This window comes from Pseudacidovorax intermedius (genome assembly GCF_001476815.1).
GTDB classification, from domain to species: Bacteria; Pseudomonadota; Gammaproteobacteria; order Burkholderiales; family Burkholderiaceae_C; genus Xenophilus; species Xenophilus intermedius_A.
On record NZ_LDSL01000047.1, the window covers coordinates 33144 to 48879 of the forward strand.

The following is a 15736-nucleotide window of genomic DNA, read 5'->3' on the forward strand; positions in this document are numbered from 1 at the left end:
GGTCGTGGGCTCCTGGCGGGTTCAATCGGCGAGGTAGGGATGGCGCATCATGATCGTGTGGTCGCGATCGGGGCTGGTCGAGATCATGGCGATCGGCACACCCGTCACCTGCTCGATGCGCTGCAGGTACAGCCGGGCGTTGACCGGCAGCTTGTCGTACTGGGTGACGCCCACGGTGCTGTCGCTCCAGCCTTCCAGCGTTTCGTACACCGGCACGCAGCGCTCGATCTCGTCGGCGCCCATCGGCAGGATGTCGATGTGCTCGCCATCCAGTTCGTAGCCGGTGCACAGCTTGAGCTCGTCGATGCCGTCCAGCACGTCCAGCTTGGTGATGCACAGGCCCGACAGGCCGTTGACCTGGGCCGAGCGCTTGAGCAGCGCGGCATCGAACCAGCCGCAGCGGCGCGAGCGGCCGGTGGTCACGCCCTTCTCGGCGCCCACGGTCGAAAGGTGGTAGCCCACGGTGCCGGGCTTCTCCCAGTCCAGCTCGGTGGGGAACGGACCACCGCCCACGCGGGTGCAGTAGGCCTTGGTGATGCCCAGCACGTAGTGCAGCATGCCCGGGCCCACGCCCGAGCCGGCGGCGGCATTGCCGGCCACGCAGTTGCTGGAGGTGACGTAGGGGTAGGTGCCGTGGTCCACGTCCAGCAGCGTGCCCTGCGCGCCTTCGAACAGCAGGTTGGCGCCGTTGCGGTGGGCCTCGTTGAGTTCGCGCGACACGTCGGCGATCATGGGCTTGAGGATCTCGGCATGCTTCATCGACTCGGCATACACCGTGTCGTAGTCGATCGCCGGCGCACCCAGCACCTGCGTCAGCACATGGTTGTGCAGGTCGAGCAGCACGCGCAGCTTCTGCGCGAAGCGCTCCGGGTGCTTCAGGTCCTGCACGCGCAGGGCGCGGCGGGCGATCTTGTCCTCGTAGGCCGGGCCGATGCCGCGGCCCGTGGTGCCGATCTTCTCGATGCCGCCCTTCTCGCGGTATGCCTCGCGCGCCACGTCGAGCGCGGCGTGGAAGGGCAGGATCAGCGGGCAGGCCTCGGATACGCGCAGGCGCGAACGCACTTCCACGCCCGCCTTTTCCAGCCCTTCGATCTCCTCGAACAGCTTGGCGCAGGACAGCACCACGCCGTTGCCAATGTAGCAGGTCACGCCCGGGCGCATGATGCCGCTGGGAATGAGGTGCAGCGCCGTCTTGACGCCGTTGATGACCAGCGTGTGGCCCGCGTTGTGGCCGCCCTGGAAGCGCACCACACCCTGCGCGCTTTCGGTCAGCCAGTCGACCAGCTTGCCTTTGCCCTCGTCGCCCCACTGGGTGCCGACGACGACCACGTTACGTCCGGTTGTCACGCTCATGAATGTTCTCGTTGATCAGATGGCTTTCACTTCCCACCGGCCGCCGGTGCACAGCAGCGCACGGTCGCAGTGGAACTCGTCGATTTCGCTCTCGTGGCCCGGCAGGGCGCAGACCACGGTCTCGCCCGCGGCGCGCAGGGCGGCGATGGCGCCACGCAGGCCCGCGTCGCTGTCGCTCCAGGGCGCGCGGATGGCGGCGCGCAGCGGCGGGCGCGGCACCACCGCGACCAGGCTGCGCACGTCCAGGCTGAAGCCCACGGCCGGCCGGTTGCGGCCGAACACGGCGCCGACCTCGTCATAGCGTCCGCCGCGGGCCAGCGAGTCGTTGGCGCCATCGGCATAGATGGCGAAGCGCGCACCGCTGTAGTAGGCATAGCCCTGGAGGTCGGCCAGGTCGAAGCTCACGCGCACGCCACCCAGTTCCGCGAGCTGGCCGGCCAGCCAGCGCAGGCCGGCCAGGGCCGACAGGGCCTCGGGGAAGGCGGCGAACGCTTCTTCGGCCTCGTCCAGCACCCGCACGTCGCCGTAGAGGGCAAGCAGCGCATGCAGCGCGTCGCGGGACGCAGGCGGGAAATCGCGCGTGAGCACCGCCAGCGTGCTGGCGTCCTTGGCGGCCAGGGCCGCATGCACGCGCTCCAGCGTGTCACGCGGCGCGGCCACGCCGGCCAGCAGCGCATGCACGATGCGCACGTCGCCCAGGTCGACCAGGGCATCGCGCACGCCGGCGGCGCGCAGCGCGGCCAGGGCGAGCTCGAGCGCTTCGAGGTCGGCCTCGCGGCCGGCATGGCCGTAGAGTTCGGCGCCGAACTGCAGCGGCTCGCGCGTGGCATTGGGACCGTCGGGCCGCGCATGCAGCACGGGGCCGCAGTAGCACAGGCGCGCCACGCCCTGGCGGTTGAGCAGGTGGGCGTCGATGCGGGCGACCTGCGGCGTGGTGTCGGCGCGCAGGCCCATGCTGCGGCCCGACAACTGGTCGACGAGCTTGAAGGTCTGCAGGTCCAGCGCCTCGCCGGTGCCCGAGAGGAGCGATTCCAGGTGCTCGATGAGCGGTGGCATCACCAGCTCGTAGCCATAGCCACGGGCGGTGTCGAGGAGTTGGCGTCGGAGTTCTTCGATGTGGCGCGCCTCGGAGGGCAGCACATCGGCAATGTGATCCGGGAGGACCCAGGCGGACATGGCGTATAGGCCGTGGTTAAAACGGGATTCTAACGGCCCTCGGCGACGGGCCGGAGAAGGCGGGCGGCCGATCAGGCACCCGAATGCCCAACGTGGGAGCCCCTCGGCGGGCGACGGGGCGGCATCGCCACGTCCCCGCGCGGGCAAGGCACAGGATCGGGAAGCGGCTCCTGGCCGGTCAGCTGGCCAGCCAGAGCAAGGCCAGGCCCACGGCCACGCTGCACAGCGCGAAGAAGCGCAGCTGGCCGTCGCGCAGCTGCAGCAGCTGGCCGAAGGCCCGGCGCCAGCCGCCAGGCGACAGGAGCGGGAACAGCCCCTCGATCACCAGCACCAGCGCGAGCGCCTGCCAGAGGCTGTCGCCGCTCATCAGCGCTGGTTCGAGGTGGTGCTGCCGCTGCTGCGCATGGCGCGGAAGAAGTCGGTGGCGGCCGGGTCCACCACGAGCACGTCGCTCTTCTTGTTGAAGCTCTGCTTGTAGGCCTCGAGGCTGCGGTAGAACTGCGCGAACTGCGGATCGCGGCCGAAGGCATCGGCATAGGCAGACGCGGCCTGGGCATCGCCCTCACCCTTGATCTTCTGGGCGTCGCGGTAGGCGTTGGCCACCGTGACCTCGCGCTGGCGGTCGGCGTCGGCGCGGATCTTCTCGCCTTCGGCCTGGCCGGTGGAACGCAGTTCGTTGGCCACGCGCTTGCGCTCGGCCTCCATGCGGCGATACACCGACTCGGTGATCGCCTCGACATAGTCGATGCGCGTCACCCGCACGTCGACGATCTCGATGCCCCAGGGGTTGCCGCCCTGCACCACGTTCATCACCTCGCGCTTGACGTCGTTCATGACGTCCTCGCGGCGGGCGGAGATCAGGTCGCGCACGGTGCGCTTGTTGATGTTCTCCTGGAAGGCGTTGCGCACCACGCGGTTGAGTTGCACCGCACCGGCGCCCTCGTCCAGGCCCACGTTGCGGATGTACGCCGACGGGTCGACGATGCGCCAGCGCACGTACCAGTCGATCACCACGCGCTGCTTCTCGGCGGTGAGCATGGGCTCGGTGTCCATGCTGGACAGCGTCAGCAGCCGCTTGTCGATGTACGACACGTTCTGCACCGGCGGCGGCAGCTTGAACTTGAGGCCGGGCTCGGTGATGACTTCCTTGATCTGGCCCAGCTGGTAGACCACGCCGAACTGGCGCTGGTCCACCACGAAGAGCATGGAGCTGGCCAGCACGACCAGGATAAGCAGCGATGCGCCGATGAAACCGATTCTGTTCATGTTCTTGTTCTCCCCCGGCTCAGCGGACGTCGCGCTCGCGCGAGCGGGCGTCGCGGGCCCGGGATTCGGCCGGCGCGACCGGGATGGCGGAGGACTGCGACGGGGCGGTGCCGGCCACCGCGGGCGGCGCGGCATCGGCCGCGGCCGGGGCGTTCTGGCCGGACTGCTGCATCAGCTTGTCCAGCGGCAGATACAGCAGGTTGGAGCCCTGCCGGCTTTCGACCAGCACTTTGCTGGTGTTGGCGTAGATCTGCTGCATGGTGTCGGTGTACATGCGGTCGCGCGTGACCTGCGGCGCCTTCTGGTATTCCGTCAGCACCTGGCTGAAGCGCTGCGCATCGCCCTGTGCCTGGGCGGCCACGCGTGCCTTGTACGCCTCGGCCTCTTCCTTCAGGCGCGAGGCCGTGCCCACGGCGCGCGGGATCACGTCGTTGGCATAGGCCTGGGCCTCGTTCTTGGCGCGCTCGCGCTCCTGCCCGGCCTTGAGCACGTCGTCGAAGGCGGCCTGCACCTGCTCGGGCGGGCGCACGCCGCCCTGCTGCAGGTTGATGCCCACCACCTCGACGCCCACCTTGTAGCGGTCCAGGATGTTCTGCATCAGCTGGCGCACGCGCGGCGCGATCTGGTCGCGCTCCTCGGCGAGGGCGGCGTCCATCTTCATCTTGCCGACGACCTCGCGCACGGCGGTCTCGGCCACCTGCACCACGGTCTCGGAAGGGTTCTTGCTCTCGAACAGCCAGGCGCGCGCATTGCTCAGCCGGTACTGCACCGCGAACTTGATCTCGACGATGTTCTCGTCCTCGGTCAGCATGGCCGATTCGCGCAGGCCGGTGGAACGCACGATGGCATCGCGCCCCACGTCCGTGGAGCGGATCTGCGTCACGACCACGATCTCATGCCGCTGGATCGGATACGGCAGCCGCCAGTTGAAGCCGGCGCCCACGGTTTCCTTGTAACGGCCGAACTGCGTGATCACCGCCTGCTGGCCTTCGTTGACGATGAAGAAGCCGGTGCCCAGCCAGATCAGCAGGGCCACGCCGACGACGGCACCCAGGCCGAAGCCCGCATTGCGCATGTCGGGCTTGCCGCCGCCGCCCCCACCGAAGTTCGGCGGACGCGGGCCATTGCCGTTGCCATTGCCGCCGCGGCCGCCGAAGAGCCCGCCGAGCTTGCGGTTGAAGTCCCGCCACAGCTCGTCGAGATCCGGCGGGCCCTGGTTGGGGCCCTGCTGGCGCGGACGCGGGTTGGAGGGCGGCGCGGGCGGCTCGCCCTCAGGCCGGCTCGTGGACGGGCGGTCGCCCTCGGAGGAAGACGACGCATCGTCGCCCCGACCCCAACGGCCATCGTTCAGGTTGAACATACCCTGAACCCGTCTCCACACAGGCATTGACTTCATTCGGTGATTAGGTTTGATTGGCGCGGGCTATTGTGCCCAATCAGTGGTCGGCACTTTGCAATTCGGACTGCGGCCATGGGGTGATCGCGGCTTCGGCCGCGCGCCGCGCCAGTTCTTCACGCAGCGCGGGCAGCCCTTCGCCGCCGCGTGCGCTCAGGAACAGGCGGGGCACCGCCAGGCCGTCGATCTCCATCGCGTCGGCCAGCTTGAGCGGCCGGCGCTCCTCGGGCAGCGCATCGAGCTTGTTGAACACCATGAGCTGCGGCACGTCGTCGGCGCCGATGTCGGCCAGCACCTGCTGCACCTCGGCGATCTGCTCCGGGTGGTGCGGATTGGCGGCATCGACGACGTGCAGCAGCAGGTCGGCGTCCACCGCCTCCTGCAGCGTCGCGCGGAAGGCATCGACCAGGCCGTGCGGCAGTTCGCGGATGAAGCCGACGGTGTCGGAGATCGACACGCGCCGGCCCACGTCGCCCAGGTAGAGGTGGCGCGTGGTGGTGTCCAGCGTCGCGAACAGCTGGTCGGCCGCATAGGCGCGGGCCTTGACCAGCGCATTGAACAGCGAGGACTTGCCCGCGTTGGTGTAGCCCACCAGCGAGATGTTGAAGGTATCGCGGCGCTCGCGCTGGCGGCGCTGCGTGCCGCGCTGCTTCTGCACACGCGCGAGCCGCTCCCGGGTGCGCTTGATCGACGAATCGATCATCCGGCGGTCGAGCTCGATCTGCTTTTCGCCCGGGCCGCCGCGCACGCCGGCACCGCCGGTCTGCCGCTCCAGGTGGGACCAGCGGCGCACGAGACGGGTGCTGAGGTACTGCAGGCGCGCCAGTTCGACCTGCAGCTTGCCCTCGTGGCTGCGCGCGCGCTGCGCGAAGATCTCGAGGATGAGGAAGGTGCGGTCGTAGACGGCGACGCCGAGTTCGCGCTCCAGGTTGCGCTGCTGGGCGGGCGACAGGGCCTGGTCGAAGATCACCTCGCTCGCGCGGTACAGCTCGGCGAGTTCGCGGATTTCCTGGGCTTTGCCGCTGCCGACGAAGAGCGCCGCGTCGGGCGCCTTGCGCTTGCAGACGAGGCGGGCGACGGGCTCGAGGCCGGCGGTTTGGGCGAGAAGGCCGAGCTCTTCGAGCTCGGCATCGAAATGGGGGAGGCCGAAATCGACGCCAATCAGAACGACGGCGCCTTCCTGGCGGGGAATGGCTTCAGACAAATGAGGGGGAGCCTGATTCATGATGGACGGATCGACGCTCGCCGATCCGTCCAGGGGAGGCTCAGGCGCTGCCGGCGTCGGTCTCGGTCACCGAGAAGTTGACGGCGCGGCCCGGCACGATGGTCGAGATGGCGTGCTTGTAGACCATTTGGGTCACCGTGTTGCGAAGCAGCACGACGTACTGGTCGAAGGATTCGATCTGGCCCTGCAGCTTGATGCCGTTGACCAGGTAGATCGAAACAGGAACATGCTCGCGGCGCAGCGTGTTCAGGAACGGGTCTTGTAGAAGTTGCCCTTTGTTGCTCACGATATTCTCCGTGTTCAGAAGAAGAGTTGTTGGACCGGGCACCTTAACACAGGGTTTACGCGGTGCGACGGTGCCGCACCAAAGCCGCTGAAAAAAGAACGGCTACTGCCCGGGTGGGAACGCCATGATGGCTTCTCAGCCACCATCCTTGTCCGCATAGGGGTTATGCGACGTCTTGAATTCGACGCGCAGCGGCGTGCCGATCAGGTCGAACTCCTTGCGGAAGCGCGTCTCGAGAAAGCGCCGGTAGCTGTCGCTCACGTGCTCCAGCGAATTGCCGTGGATCACGATAACCGGCGGATTCATGCCGCCTTGGTGCGCATAGCGCAGCTTGGGGCGGTACATGCCGCTCTTCTTGGGCGCCTGGAACTGCACCGACTCCAGCAGCACCCGCGTGAGCACCGGGGTGGACATCTTGCGCGTGGCCGACTTGTGCGCCTGCCCGATGGACTGCCACACCGGCCCCAGCCCCAGCCGCTTGCGCGCCGAGATGAAATGCACCGGCGCGAACTTCAGGAAGGGCAGCCGGTTCTCCAGTTGCCGCTGCAGCTGCTCGCGCTGGTAGCTGTCCACGGCATCCCACTTGTTGATGGCGATCACCACGGCCCGGCCGGCTTCGAGAATGAAGCCCGCGATGTGCGCATCCTGGTCGGTCACGCCCTGGGTGGCATCGATCAGCAGCAGCGCCACGTTGGCGGACTCGATGGCCTGCAGCGTCTTGACCACCGAGAACTTCTCGATGGCCTCGAACACCCTGCCCTTGCGGCGCAGGCCAGCGGTGTCGATCAACTCGAAGCGCTGACCGTTGCGCTCCAGCGGCACGGTGATGGCGTCGCGCGTGGTGCCCGGCATGTCGAAGGCCACCAGGCGCTCCTCGCCCAGCCAGGTGTTGATGAGCGTGGACTTGCCGACGTTGGGCCGGCCCGCCACCGCCAGGCGGATCGGGCGCTGGGCGCCGTCGTCCTCGGCGTCGGCATCGTCCTCGTCGACCGGCGGCAGCGCGTCCAGCGCCAGATCGACCAGCGCCCGCACGCCCTGGCCGTGGGCGGACGACACCGGATGCACTTCGCCCAGACCCAGCTCGTAGAACTCGCCCAGGCGGGCCGCGTCCTTCATGCCTTCGGCCTTGTTGGCCGCCAGCACGCAGGGCTTGCCCAGGCGGCGCAACTCGTTGGCGATGTCGTGGTCCTGCGCGGAGAGGCCCTCGCGCGCATCGACCACGAAGACCACCACATCCGCCTCGGCCACCGCCTGGCGCGTCTGCTTGGCCATCTCCTGGTAGATGCCGCTGCCGGCATCGGGCTCGAAGCCGCCGGTGTCGATGACGATGAATTCGCGCGGGCCCGCACGGCCGCTGCCGTAGTGGCGGTCGCGGGTGAGGCCGGCGAAGTCGGCCACGATGGCGTCGCGCGTGCCCGTCAACCGGTTGAACAGGGTCGACTTGCCGACGTTGGGGCGCCCGACGAGCGCGAGGACCGGCTTCATGCAGACCTTTGTTCTTGACGATTCATCGACCATGGGGCGGCAGGCAAGCCGGCCGCCCTCCTCTTCTTCTTGCTTGCGATTCAGTTCGGGCGGTAGCCGAACACGCCGCCGTTGCGGGTGACGACCACCACCGTGTCGGCCGCCACCACCGGCGCCGTCTCCACGGCCGAGCCGTCCGGCACCAGGCGGTTGAGCACCGCGCCGTCCTGGCGCGACAGGAAGTGCACCGTGCCGGTGTCCTCGCCCACCACCAGGGTGCTGCCGACGGCCAGCGGGGCCGTCAGGTTGCGCAGGCGCAGGCGGTCCATGGACCACGCACGCTGGCCGTCGGCGCGGCGCCAGGCGACCACGGTGCCGCTGTTGTCCACGCCATAGACCATGGTGTCGTCGCCGGACACGCCGACCGAGCCCACCGAGGCCTGCGTCCACATCAGCACGCCGCGCTGCGCATCGACGCAGCCGACGGCCGCGTAGTAGGCACGTGCGCAGATGCTGTCGCCGACCCGGCTGACCGTGCCGGTGAGGTCCACCAGGCGCTCGACGTCGTTGGTGCCACGCGGCGAGGCCACGGGCACTTCCCAGCGGGAGATGCCGTTGGCCGGGTTCATGCCCACCAGGCGCGCGCCGATGCCGGTGACCAGGGTGTCGCCGAAGGGCAGCAGCACGCCGGGGCGGCGCAGCACCAGCGCGTCGGCGCCGGCGCGGCTCTGCTGCCACAGGCGGCGGCCGGTCTGGCCGTCGAAGGCGGCGGTCGTGCGGTCGGCCGTCTGGACGAACACGCGGCGGCCGGCCACCAGGGGCGGCGTGAAGGTCTCGGCGGCGAGCCGCTCCTTCCAGAGCACCTTGCCGCCGGTGATGGCCACCAGCTCGTTGTCGCGCGTGACCACGGCAGCCATCTGGCCGTCGCTGCCGACGCCCGCGCTCAGCGGCGCACCGACCTGGACGCGCCAGAGTTCGCGGCCCTGCCGGGCGTCGATGGCGACCACGGTGCCGTCGGTGCCCGCGACCGTCACCGTGTCGCCGGTGACGGCGGTGTGCAGCGGGAAGGTCACGGCCGGCAGCTTGAGGCTCCAGGCCTGGCTCACGCCCAGCGTGGCCGGGTTGGCGGGCAGCTCGGCCGGCTTGGGCTTGGGCGTGCTGGAACAGGCCGCCAGGGCGGCGACGACGACGCCGGCGCAGGTGGCGCGCAGGACGGAAGCGAGAGTCTTGGACAGCATCGACGGGTTCATGAACTGGGGAAAGCGTTTCAGGAAGTGGCCTTGGCGGTCAGCGTGCGCGGGTCCACGCCCACGGCATTGAGCTTGATCTCGACCAGGCGGCGGTAGGCGGCGTCGTCGGCGAGCGCGGCCCAGGCCTTCTTGTAGTCCTCCCGCGCCTCGTTGCGCTTGCCCTGGGCCAGCAGCACATCGCCCCGGCGATCGAAGGCGAGGCCCTTGAATTCGTCGGGGAAGCTGCCGTCGAGCTGCTTGAGCGCCTCGTCGTAGGACTTGGTGGCCATCAGCATGGCCGCCAGGCGCAGGCGGGCCACGGCGCGGTAGCCCGGATCGCTGCCCTTCTCGGCCACCCACGCCAGCGCGGCGCGGCTGGCATCGGCCTTGTCCTTGTCGGCCAGAGTCTTGCTGGCCAGCAGGCCGGCCTGCTGGGCATAGACGGTGCCGGCGAAGCGGGCCTTCATGTCGTCGAAGGCACGTTCGACCTTGGCCGGATCGCCGGCCTGCACGGCACGGTCCAGCTCGTCGTAGAGCGCGGCGGCCTGGGCCGACTGACGGGCCTGCCAGTATTGCCAGCCATTCCATCCCAGCACGGCCACGGCCACCACGATCACCAGGCCGGTGATCAGGGTGCCGTACACGTTCCAGAAGTGCTTGAGGCGGTCGAGCTGTTCCTGCTCTTCGAGATCGAGATGGGTCGCCATGCGGAAGGTGGAGGTCAGTCTTGGGAAGCGGCGGATTGTAGGGTCGGGCCCCAGGCGGACACGTCGGCGAGCACCCGGGTGGCCTGGGCACCGCTGCCGTCGCGCAGGGACTTGATCGTCACCTCGCCCCGGGCCAGCTCGTCGGCGCCGAAGACCAGCGCATGGCGCGCGCCGCTGGCGTCTGCCCGCTTGAACTGCGACTTGAAGCTGCCCTGCCCGTCGGGGCCGGCGGCGTGCATCTGCACCTGCAGGCCCATCTCGCGCAGCTGCGTCAGCGTGCGCAGCACGACGGGCATGGCGGAGGCATCGGGCACGACGGCGAAGACGTCGGGCGCGGCGGCGGGGAAGTCGGCGCCCTGCTCTTCCAGCAGCGCCAGCACGCGTTCCACGCCCATCGCCCAACCCACGGCCGGCGCGGGCTTGCCGCCGATCTGCGCGATCAGGTCGTCGTAGCGGCCGCCGGCGCACACGGTGCCCTGGGCACCCAGGCGGTCGGTCACGAACTCGAACACCGACAGGTTGTAGTAGTCCAGACCGCGCACCAGGCGCGGGTTGATGGTGTAGGCGACGCCGTTGGCGTCCAGGATGGCGCGCAGGCCGTCGAAGTGCGCGAGCGAGGCTTCGCCCAGGAAGTCGAGCAGCTTGGGCGCCGCCTCGACCACGTCCTTCATCGCCGGGTTCTTGGTGTCCAGGATGCGCAGCGGGTTGCTGTGCAGGCGGCGCTTGCCGTCCTCGTCCAGCTTGTCGGCATGCTGCTCGAAGTGGGCGATCAGCTGGGCACGGTGCGCGGCGCGCTCGGCAGGCTGGCCCAGGCTGTTGATCTCCAGGCGCACGTCGGCCAGGCCCAGCGCCTTCCACAACGAAGCGGCCAGGAGGATGAGCTCGGCATCGACGTCGGGACCGGCAAAGCCCAGTGCCTCGGCGCCGATCTGGTGGAACTGGCGGTAGCGCCCACGCTGCGGCCGCTCGTGGCGGAACATGGGACCCGTGTACCAGAGCCGCTTGGGGCCGTCATACAGGAAGGAATGCTCCGTCACCGCCCGCACCACGCTGGCCGTGTTCTCGGGGCGCAGCGTCAGCTGCTCGCCGTTGAGCCGGTCCTCGAAGGAGTACATCTCCTTCTCGACGATGTCGGTCACCTCGCCGATGCCGCGCACGAACAGGGCCGTGTGCTCCAGGATGGGGGTGCGGATGTTGCGGTAGGCGTGGCGCGCCATCTGTTCGCGCACGATGCCTTCGAGCCATTCCCAGCGCGCCGATTCCGGCGGCAGGATGTCGTTCATGCCTTTGACGGCACTGATCTTTTCAGCCATGGGTCAGGGATTCGATCAGGCGCCAGCGGCGGCGGTGGCCTGGCCGAAGCGCTTCTCGATGTAGTTTTCGACGATCTGGTGGAATTCGGCGGCGATGTTCTCGCCGCGCAGGGTCAGCGCCTTCTCGCCGTCGATGAAGACGGGCGCGGCCGGCGCCTCCCCGGTGCCGGGCAGGCTGATGCCGATGTCGGCATGCTTGCTCTCGCCCGGGCCGTTGACGATGCAGCCCATGACGGCCACCTTCAGCGCCTCGACGCCCGGGTACCGGTTGCGCCAGACGGGCATCTGCATGCGCAGGTAGTCGTCGATCTGTTTGGCCAGTTCCTGGAAGGTGGTGCTGGTGGTGCGGCCACAGCCGGGGCAGGCGGTGACGCTGGGCACGAACACGCGCAGGCCGAGCGCCTGCAGGATCTCGGTGGCAATCACCACCTCCTGCGTGCGGGCCTCGCCCGGCTGGGGCGTCAGGCTCACGCGGATGGTGTCGCCGATGCCTTCCTGCAGCAGGATCGACAGCGCCGTGGCCGAGGCCACGGTGCCCTTGGTGCCCATGCCGGCTTCGGTGAGGCCCAGATGCAGCGCGTAGTCGCAGCGGTGGCCCAGTTCGCGGTAGACGGAAATCAGGTCCTGCACGCCGCTCACCTTGCAGCTCAGGATGATCTGGTCGCCGTCCATGCCCATCGACTCGGCCAGGCGCGCGGAATCGATGGCCGAGCTGACCAGCGCCTCGTACATCACGGCCTTGGCATCCCAGGGCTCGGCGCGGCGGCTGTTGGCGTCCATCAGGCCGGCCAGCAGCTCCTGGTCCAGGCTGCCCCAGTTGACGCCGATGCGCACCACCTTGTTCCAGCGCATGGCGGCTTCGATCATCTGGCCGAACTGGCGGTCCTTCTTGTCGCCCTTGCCCACGTTGCCGGGGTTGATGCGGTACTTGGACAGCGCCTCGGCGCAGGCCGGGAACTCGGTCAGCAGCCGGTGGCCGTTGTAGTGGAAGTCGCCCACCAGCGGCACGTCCACGCCCATGCGGTCGAGCTGCTCGCGGATGTAGGGCACCTGGGCCGCCGCCTCGGGCGTGTTGACGGTGATGCGGACCATCTCGGAGCCGGCCTGCGCCAGTTCCTTGACCTGGATGGCGGTGCCGATGGCGTCCACCGTGTCGGTGTTGGTCATGGACTGCACGCGCACCGGGGCATCGCCGCCGACGGTGACCACGCGCGGACCCCAGACCACGCGCGCCTGGCGCGAGCGGCGCGGCGCCGGGCTGGCCGCGGCGATGGGGCGGGCGGACGGATCGAGGATGCGATCGAAGCTCATGGTGCGACCTCCAACGCGCGCAGGCCCGCGAGGCCGGCGCGCACAGCGCGGACGGGCCGCGTCACGGCGCCTCCGCCTTGACTTCGAAACGGGCGACGCCGCCGGTGCGGGCGATGGGCGTCAGGTCGAAGGGCTTGCCGTGGACCACCACGTCCACCGCCGAAGCGCGGCCGATGACCACGGAAAGCGGCAGCTTGCCGGTGAGCGACATGGATTCGCCCGGCGCCAGGGTGCGCTGCTGCAGCACCTTGCCGCCGGCCTCGGACACCGACACCCAGGCCTCGGCCTTGGCGGTGATCTGCAGGGGATCGGCCGCCGCTGCAACCGGCGGGGCCGGTGCGGCGGCCACTGCCGCCGGGGCCTCGGCCGGCGTGGCCACGGGCTGTGACGCCGTCGCGGCGGGCAGGGGCGCTGCGGCCGACGGTTCGGCCGCCACCGGCGCCACGGCCTCGGCCGGCACGCCGCCGGCCTGATCGACCTGGGCCGACGGCGAACGGCCGCCTTGCGGCGCGAGGGCCGCCGTCACCTTGTCGATGGCGCTCTGCGGCACCCAGAAAAGCAGCGCCGCCGCGGCCAGCAGCACCACCACCATGGCAATCAGGGGACGGGAGAGTCCCGGCGCGGCGCGGCCCATGCTGCCGCCACGGTGCGTGGTCGACTTGATGGCACCGCCCACGGCGCGGTCGGTTTCGGCGAGCGTGGTGCGCGGCGCGCCAGGCAGGCGAGCCAGCACCGGCGCCGGATCGACGCGCAGCGCGCGGCACACGCTGGCGGCCAGGGCGCGGGCGAACACCGGATCGGGCAGTGCCTGCAGATCGTCGGCCTCCAGCGCGGCCAGCTTGTGCGGCGGCACCTTGAGGGCCGCGGCCACCACCTCCAGCGGCAGGTCGTGCACCTCCCGCGCCTCGCGCAGCATCTGGCCGGCCGTCGGCCGGGCCACCGGCTGGCCCGGGCCGCCCTGCACCGGATCGCTCGCCTGATCAGTCATTGAAATTCCCACGCTCGTAGGCCAAGGTTTCGCGCGCATCGGGGAAGCGCCGCTTGAGCTGGTCCGCCAGCTGCGACACGGCCTCCCGGTTGCCCAGGCGCCGCTCGATGCGGATGCCCAGCCACAGCGACTCCGCATTGGCCGCCTGGCTGTTGTTGACCCGCCGGATGTAGAACAGGGCCCGCGTGTCGTCGCGCCGCTGGTACATGAGCAGCGCCAGGTTGTAGCCGACCACCGGATTGGCGCTGTCCAGTTCGTAGGCCTGGGTCAGCGAGCGCTGCGCGCCGGCCGGATCGCCGGCCTGCATCTGGCACAGGCCCTGGGTCATGAGCGTGCGTGCCGAATCGCGGTAGCCCGGCACTGCGAGCGCGGCATTGAAGCGCTGGGTGGCGTCCGCATAGCGCTTCTGCTGGCACAGCAGCCAGCCGTAGTTGTGCAGCGTGTCGGCGTCGCGCGGATTGAGGGCCACCGCGCGGCGGAAGCTGTCCTCGGCCTGCGCCGGGTCGTCCAGCCGCATGTAGATCAGGCCGCGCAGGTTGTAGGCGGCGCCGAGGGACGGATCGGCCGTCAGCGCGTTGCGCACTTCCTCCAGCGCGACCTGGTTCTGGCCCTGCTCGAAATAGCCCAGCGCCAGTTCCAGCCGCAGCTGGCCCCGGCGCTTGGCCTGGGTGGCGGGGTCGACGGCCTCCACCGGCAGCGGCGTGGCGCCGGGCGGGGGCGGCGGCGTGACGGCGGCGGGCGCGGTGCTCTTGCAGCCGGCCACCACGCCGGCGATGCACAGCAGCAACGCCGCGGCCGGCAGGCGCGCGGCAGGCAGGAAGAACAGGAAAGGCGGCCGGCCCAGGATCATCGTGCGGCTTCTCCGGCCGGCTGGTTCGCCGGCAGCGTCTCGGCCCGGCGCATCATGACCGTGCGGCGCTGGGCCATGCGCTCGGCCGCGCGGGTGCGGTCCTTGACGTCGCCGGCCAGCTGGCCACAGGCGGCGTCGATGTCGTCGCCGCGCGTCTTGCGCACGGTGGTGACGATGCCCGCATCGGCCAGCAGCCGCGCGAAGGCCTGCACCCGCGGCGTCGGCGAGCGCACCAGCCCGGATGCCGGGAAGGGGTTGAAGGGAATCAGGTTGAACTTGCAGGACACGCCGCTCGTGCGCACCAGTTCGATCAGCTGACGGGCATGCTCGGGCTGGTCGTTGACGCCATCCAGCATGCAGTATTCGAAGGTGATGAAGTCGCGCGGGGCGGGCTCCAGGTAGCGCTTGCAGGCGCTCATGAGCTCGGCCAGCGGGTACTTGCGGTTCAGCGGCACCAGGTCGTCGCGCAGCGCATCGTTGGGTGCGTGCAGCGACACGGCCAGGGCCACGGGGCAGTCGGCGCCCAGGCGGTCCATCATGGGCACCACGCCGGAGGTGGAGACGGTGACGCGTCGGCGCGACAGGCCGTAGGCGTTGTCGTCCAGCATGGTGCGCAGCGCCGGCACCAGCGCGCCGTAGTTCTGCAGCGGCTCGCCCATGCCCATCATCACCACATTGGAGATGACGCGTTCGTCGCGGCCCAGGTGGCGGCGCAGGAAATGCTCGGCGAACCACAGCTGGGCGACGATCTCGGCCGTGCTCAGGTTGCGGCTGAAGCCCTGGTGGCCCGTGGAGCAGAAGCGGCAGCCCACGGCGCAGCCGGCCTGCGAGGACACGCACAGCGTGCCGCGGTCCTCTTCGGGAATGAAGACGGCTTCCACCGCATCGCCGTTGCCGACGTCGAACAGCCACTTGATGGTGCCGTCGGCCGATTCCTGCTGCGTCAGCACGGGCAGCGGCGTGACGGTGGCGCAGGCCGCGAGCTTGCCGCGCAGCGACTTCGCCAGATCGCTCATCTGCTCGAAGTCGCTCGCGCCGCGCTGGTGGATCCAGCGGAACAGCTGCGTGGCGCGGAAGCGCTTTTCGCCCAGGCCCTCGCAGAACGCGGCCAGCCCTTCCAGATCGAAGTCGAGCAGGTTGGTCACGGTCATGGCGAAGGGCGCGGACGGGTC

At 69.8% G+C, this 15736-nt stretch carries 15 protein-coding genes; all 15 read right to left on the reverse strand.

Going from position 1 to position 15736, the window contains the following annotated elements; translation table 11 throughout:
• Nucleotides 1-21 precede the first annotated feature (21 nt).
• Nucleotides 22-1353 carry an adenylosuccinate synthase gene (locus tag NS331_RS06940; protein WP_058641273.1) on the reverse strand — a complete coding sequence of 444 codons (1332 nt, stop codon included), beginning with the start codon at nucleotides 1351-1353 and terminating at the stop codon, nucleotides 22-24.
• A 15-nt stretch (nucleotides 1354-1368) separates the two neighbouring features.
• Nucleotides 1369-2529 (reverse strand): ATP phosphoribosyltransferase regulatory subunit, encoded by a 1161-nt coding sequence (locus tag NS331_RS06945; RefSeq protein WP_058641274.1) that lies wholly within the window; start codon nucleotides 2527-2529, stop codon nucleotides 1369-1371.
• A 178-nt stretch (nucleotides 2530-2707) separates the two neighbouring features.
• The gene (locus tag NS331_RS06950; protein WP_058641275.1) at nucleotides 2708-2896 is read right to left on the reverse strand and encodes a DUF2065 domain-containing protein; all 189 of its coding nucleotides are present in this window, start codon (nucleotides 2894-2896) and stop codon (nucleotides 2708-2710) included.
• Nucleotides 2896-3795: a protease modulator HflC gene (gene hflC, locus NS331_RS06955; RefSeq protein WP_058641276.1), complete on the reverse strand. Its 900-nt coding sequence runs from the start codon at nucleotides 3793-3795 to the stop codon at nucleotides 2896-2898. Before hflC ends, NS331_RS06950 begins: the two co-directional genes overlap by 1 nt.
• A 19-nt stretch (nucleotides 3796-3814) precedes the next feature.
• A complete protein-coding gene (gene hflK, locus NS331_RS06960) occupies nucleotides 3815-5155 on the reverse strand; it encodes an FtsH protease activity modulator HflK (RefSeq protein ID WP_058641277.1) in 1341 nt (446 codons plus the stop codon).
• Nucleotides 5156-5231: 76 nt separating this feature from the next.
• The gene (gene hflX, locus NS331_RS06965; RefSeq protein WP_058641278.1) at nucleotides 5232-6416 is read right to left on the reverse strand and encodes a GTPase HflX; all 1185 of its coding nucleotides are present in this window, start codon (nucleotides 6414-6416) and stop codon (nucleotides 5232-5234) included.
• A 40-nt stretch (nucleotides 6417-6456) separates the two neighbouring features.
• Nucleotides 6457-6702 carry an RNA chaperone Hfq gene (hfq, locus tag NS331_RS06970; RefSeq protein WP_058641279.1) on the reverse strand — a complete coding sequence of 82 codons (246 nt, stop codon included), beginning with the start codon at nucleotides 6700-6702 and terminating at the stop codon, nucleotides 6457-6459.
• A gap of 135 nt (nucleotides 6703-6837) precedes the next feature.
• Nucleotides 6838-8187, reverse strand: a complete 1350-nt coding sequence (gene der, locus NS331_RS06975) for a ribosome biogenesis GTPase Der (RefSeq protein WP_058641280.1) — start codon at nucleotides 8185-8187, stop codon at nucleotides 6838-6840.
• Nucleotides 8188-8267: 80 nt separating this feature from the next.
• Nucleotides 8268-9404 (reverse strand): outer membrane protein assembly factor BamB, encoded by a 1137-nt coding sequence (bamB, locus tag NS331_RS06980; RefSeq protein ID WP_058641281.1) that lies wholly within the window; start codon nucleotides 9402-9404, stop codon nucleotides 8268-8270.
• 29 nt (nucleotides 9405-9433) lie between these two features.
• Nucleotides 9434-10102: a YfgM family protein gene (locus NS331_RS06985; protein ID WP_058641282.1), complete on the reverse strand. Its 669-nt coding sequence runs from the start codon at nucleotides 10100-10102 to the stop codon at nucleotides 9434-9436.
• Between the two features lie 14 nt (nucleotides 10103-10116).
• The gene (hisS, locus tag NS331_RS06990) at nucleotides 10117-11415 is read right to left on the reverse strand and encodes a histidine--tRNA ligase (RefSeq protein ID WP_058641283.1); all 1299 of its coding nucleotides are present in this window, start codon (nucleotides 11413-11415) and stop codon (nucleotides 10117-10119) included.
• Between the two features lie 15 nt (nucleotides 11416-11430).
• Complete coding sequence (gene ispG / locus NS331_RS06995) at nucleotides 11431-12726, reverse strand: flavodoxin-dependent (E)-4-hydroxy-3-methylbut-2-enyl-diphosphate synthase (RefSeq protein ID WP_193758054.1); 1296 nt, start codon at nucleotides 12724-12726, stop codon at nucleotides 11431-11433.
• A gap of 61 nt (nucleotides 12727-12787) precedes the next feature.
• Nucleotides 12788-13714 (reverse strand): helix-turn-helix domain-containing protein, encoded by a 927-nt coding sequence (locus NS331_RS07000; protein WP_058641284.1) that lies wholly within the window; start codon nucleotides 13712-13714, stop codon nucleotides 12788-12790.
• Nucleotides 13707-14564 carry a type IV pilus biogenesis/stability protein PilW gene (gene pilW, locus NS331_RS07005; protein ID WP_058641285.1) on the reverse strand — a complete coding sequence of 286 codons (858 nt, stop codon included), beginning with the start codon at nucleotides 14562-14564 and terminating at the stop codon, nucleotides 13707-13709. Before pilW ends, NS331_RS07000 begins: the two co-directional genes overlap by 8 nt.
• A complete protein-coding gene (gene rlmN / locus NS331_RS07010) occupies nucleotides 14561-15715 on the reverse strand; it encodes a dual-specificity RNA methyltransferase RlmN (protein ID WP_058641286.1) in 1155 nt (384 codons plus the stop codon). Before rlmN ends, pilW begins: the two co-directional genes overlap by 4 nt.
• Nucleotides 15716-15736 lie beyond the last annotated feature (21 nt).

Coding starts and splice junctions, on each gene's coding strand:
- NS331_RS06940 (WP_058641273.1), bottom strand. CDS start 1,353: ATGAGCGTGACAACCGGACGTAACGTGGTCGTCGTCGGCACCCAGTGG.
- NS331_RS06945 (WP_058641274.1), bottom strand. CDS start 2,529: ATGTCCGCCTGGGTCCTCCCGGATCACATTGCCGATGTGCTGCCCTCC.
- NS331_RS06950 (WP_058641275.1), bottom strand. CDS start 2,896: ATGAGCGGCGACAGCCTCTGGCAGGCGCTCGCGCTGGTGCTGGTGATC.
- hflC (WP_058641276.1), bottom strand. CDS start 3,795: ATGAACAGAATCGGTTTCATCGGCGCATCGCTGCTTATCCTGGTCGTG.
- hflK (WP_058641277.1), bottom strand. CDS start 5,155: ATGTTCAACCTGAACGATGGCCGTTGGGGTCGGGGCGACGATGCGTCG.
- hflX (WP_058641278.1), bottom strand. CDS start 6,416: ATGAATCAGGCTCCCCCTCATTTGTCTGAAGCCATTCCCCGCCAGGAA.
- der (WP_058641280.1), bottom strand. CDS start 8,187: ATGAAGCCGGTCCTCGCGCTCGTCGGGCGCCCCAACGTCGGCAAGTCG.
- bamB (WP_058641281.1), bottom strand. CDS start 9,404: ATGCTGTCCAAGACTCTCGCTTCCGTCCTGCGCGCCACCTGCGCCGGC.
- NS331_RS06985 (WP_058641282.1), bottom strand. CDS start 10,102: ATGGCGACCCATCTCGATCTCGAAGAGCAGGAACAGCTCGACCGCCTC.
- hisS (WP_058641283.1), bottom strand. CDS start 11,415: ATGGCTGAAAAGATCAGTGCCGTCAAAGGCATGAACGACATCCTGCCG.
- ispG (WP_193758054.1), bottom strand. CDS start 12,726: ATGAGCTTCGATCGCATCCTCGATCCGTCCGCCCGCCCCATCGCCGCG.
- NS331_RS07000 (WP_058641284.1), bottom strand. CDS start 13,714: ATGACTGATCAGGCGAGCGATCCGGTGCAGGGCGGCCCGGGCCAGCCG.
- pilW (WP_058641285.1), bottom strand. CDS start 14,564: ATGATCCTGGGCCGGCCGCCTTTCCTGTTCTTCCTGCCTGCCGCGCGC.
- rlmN (WP_058641286.1), bottom strand. CDS start 15,715: ATGACCGTGACCAACCTGCTCGACTTCGATCTGGAAGGGCTGGCCGCG.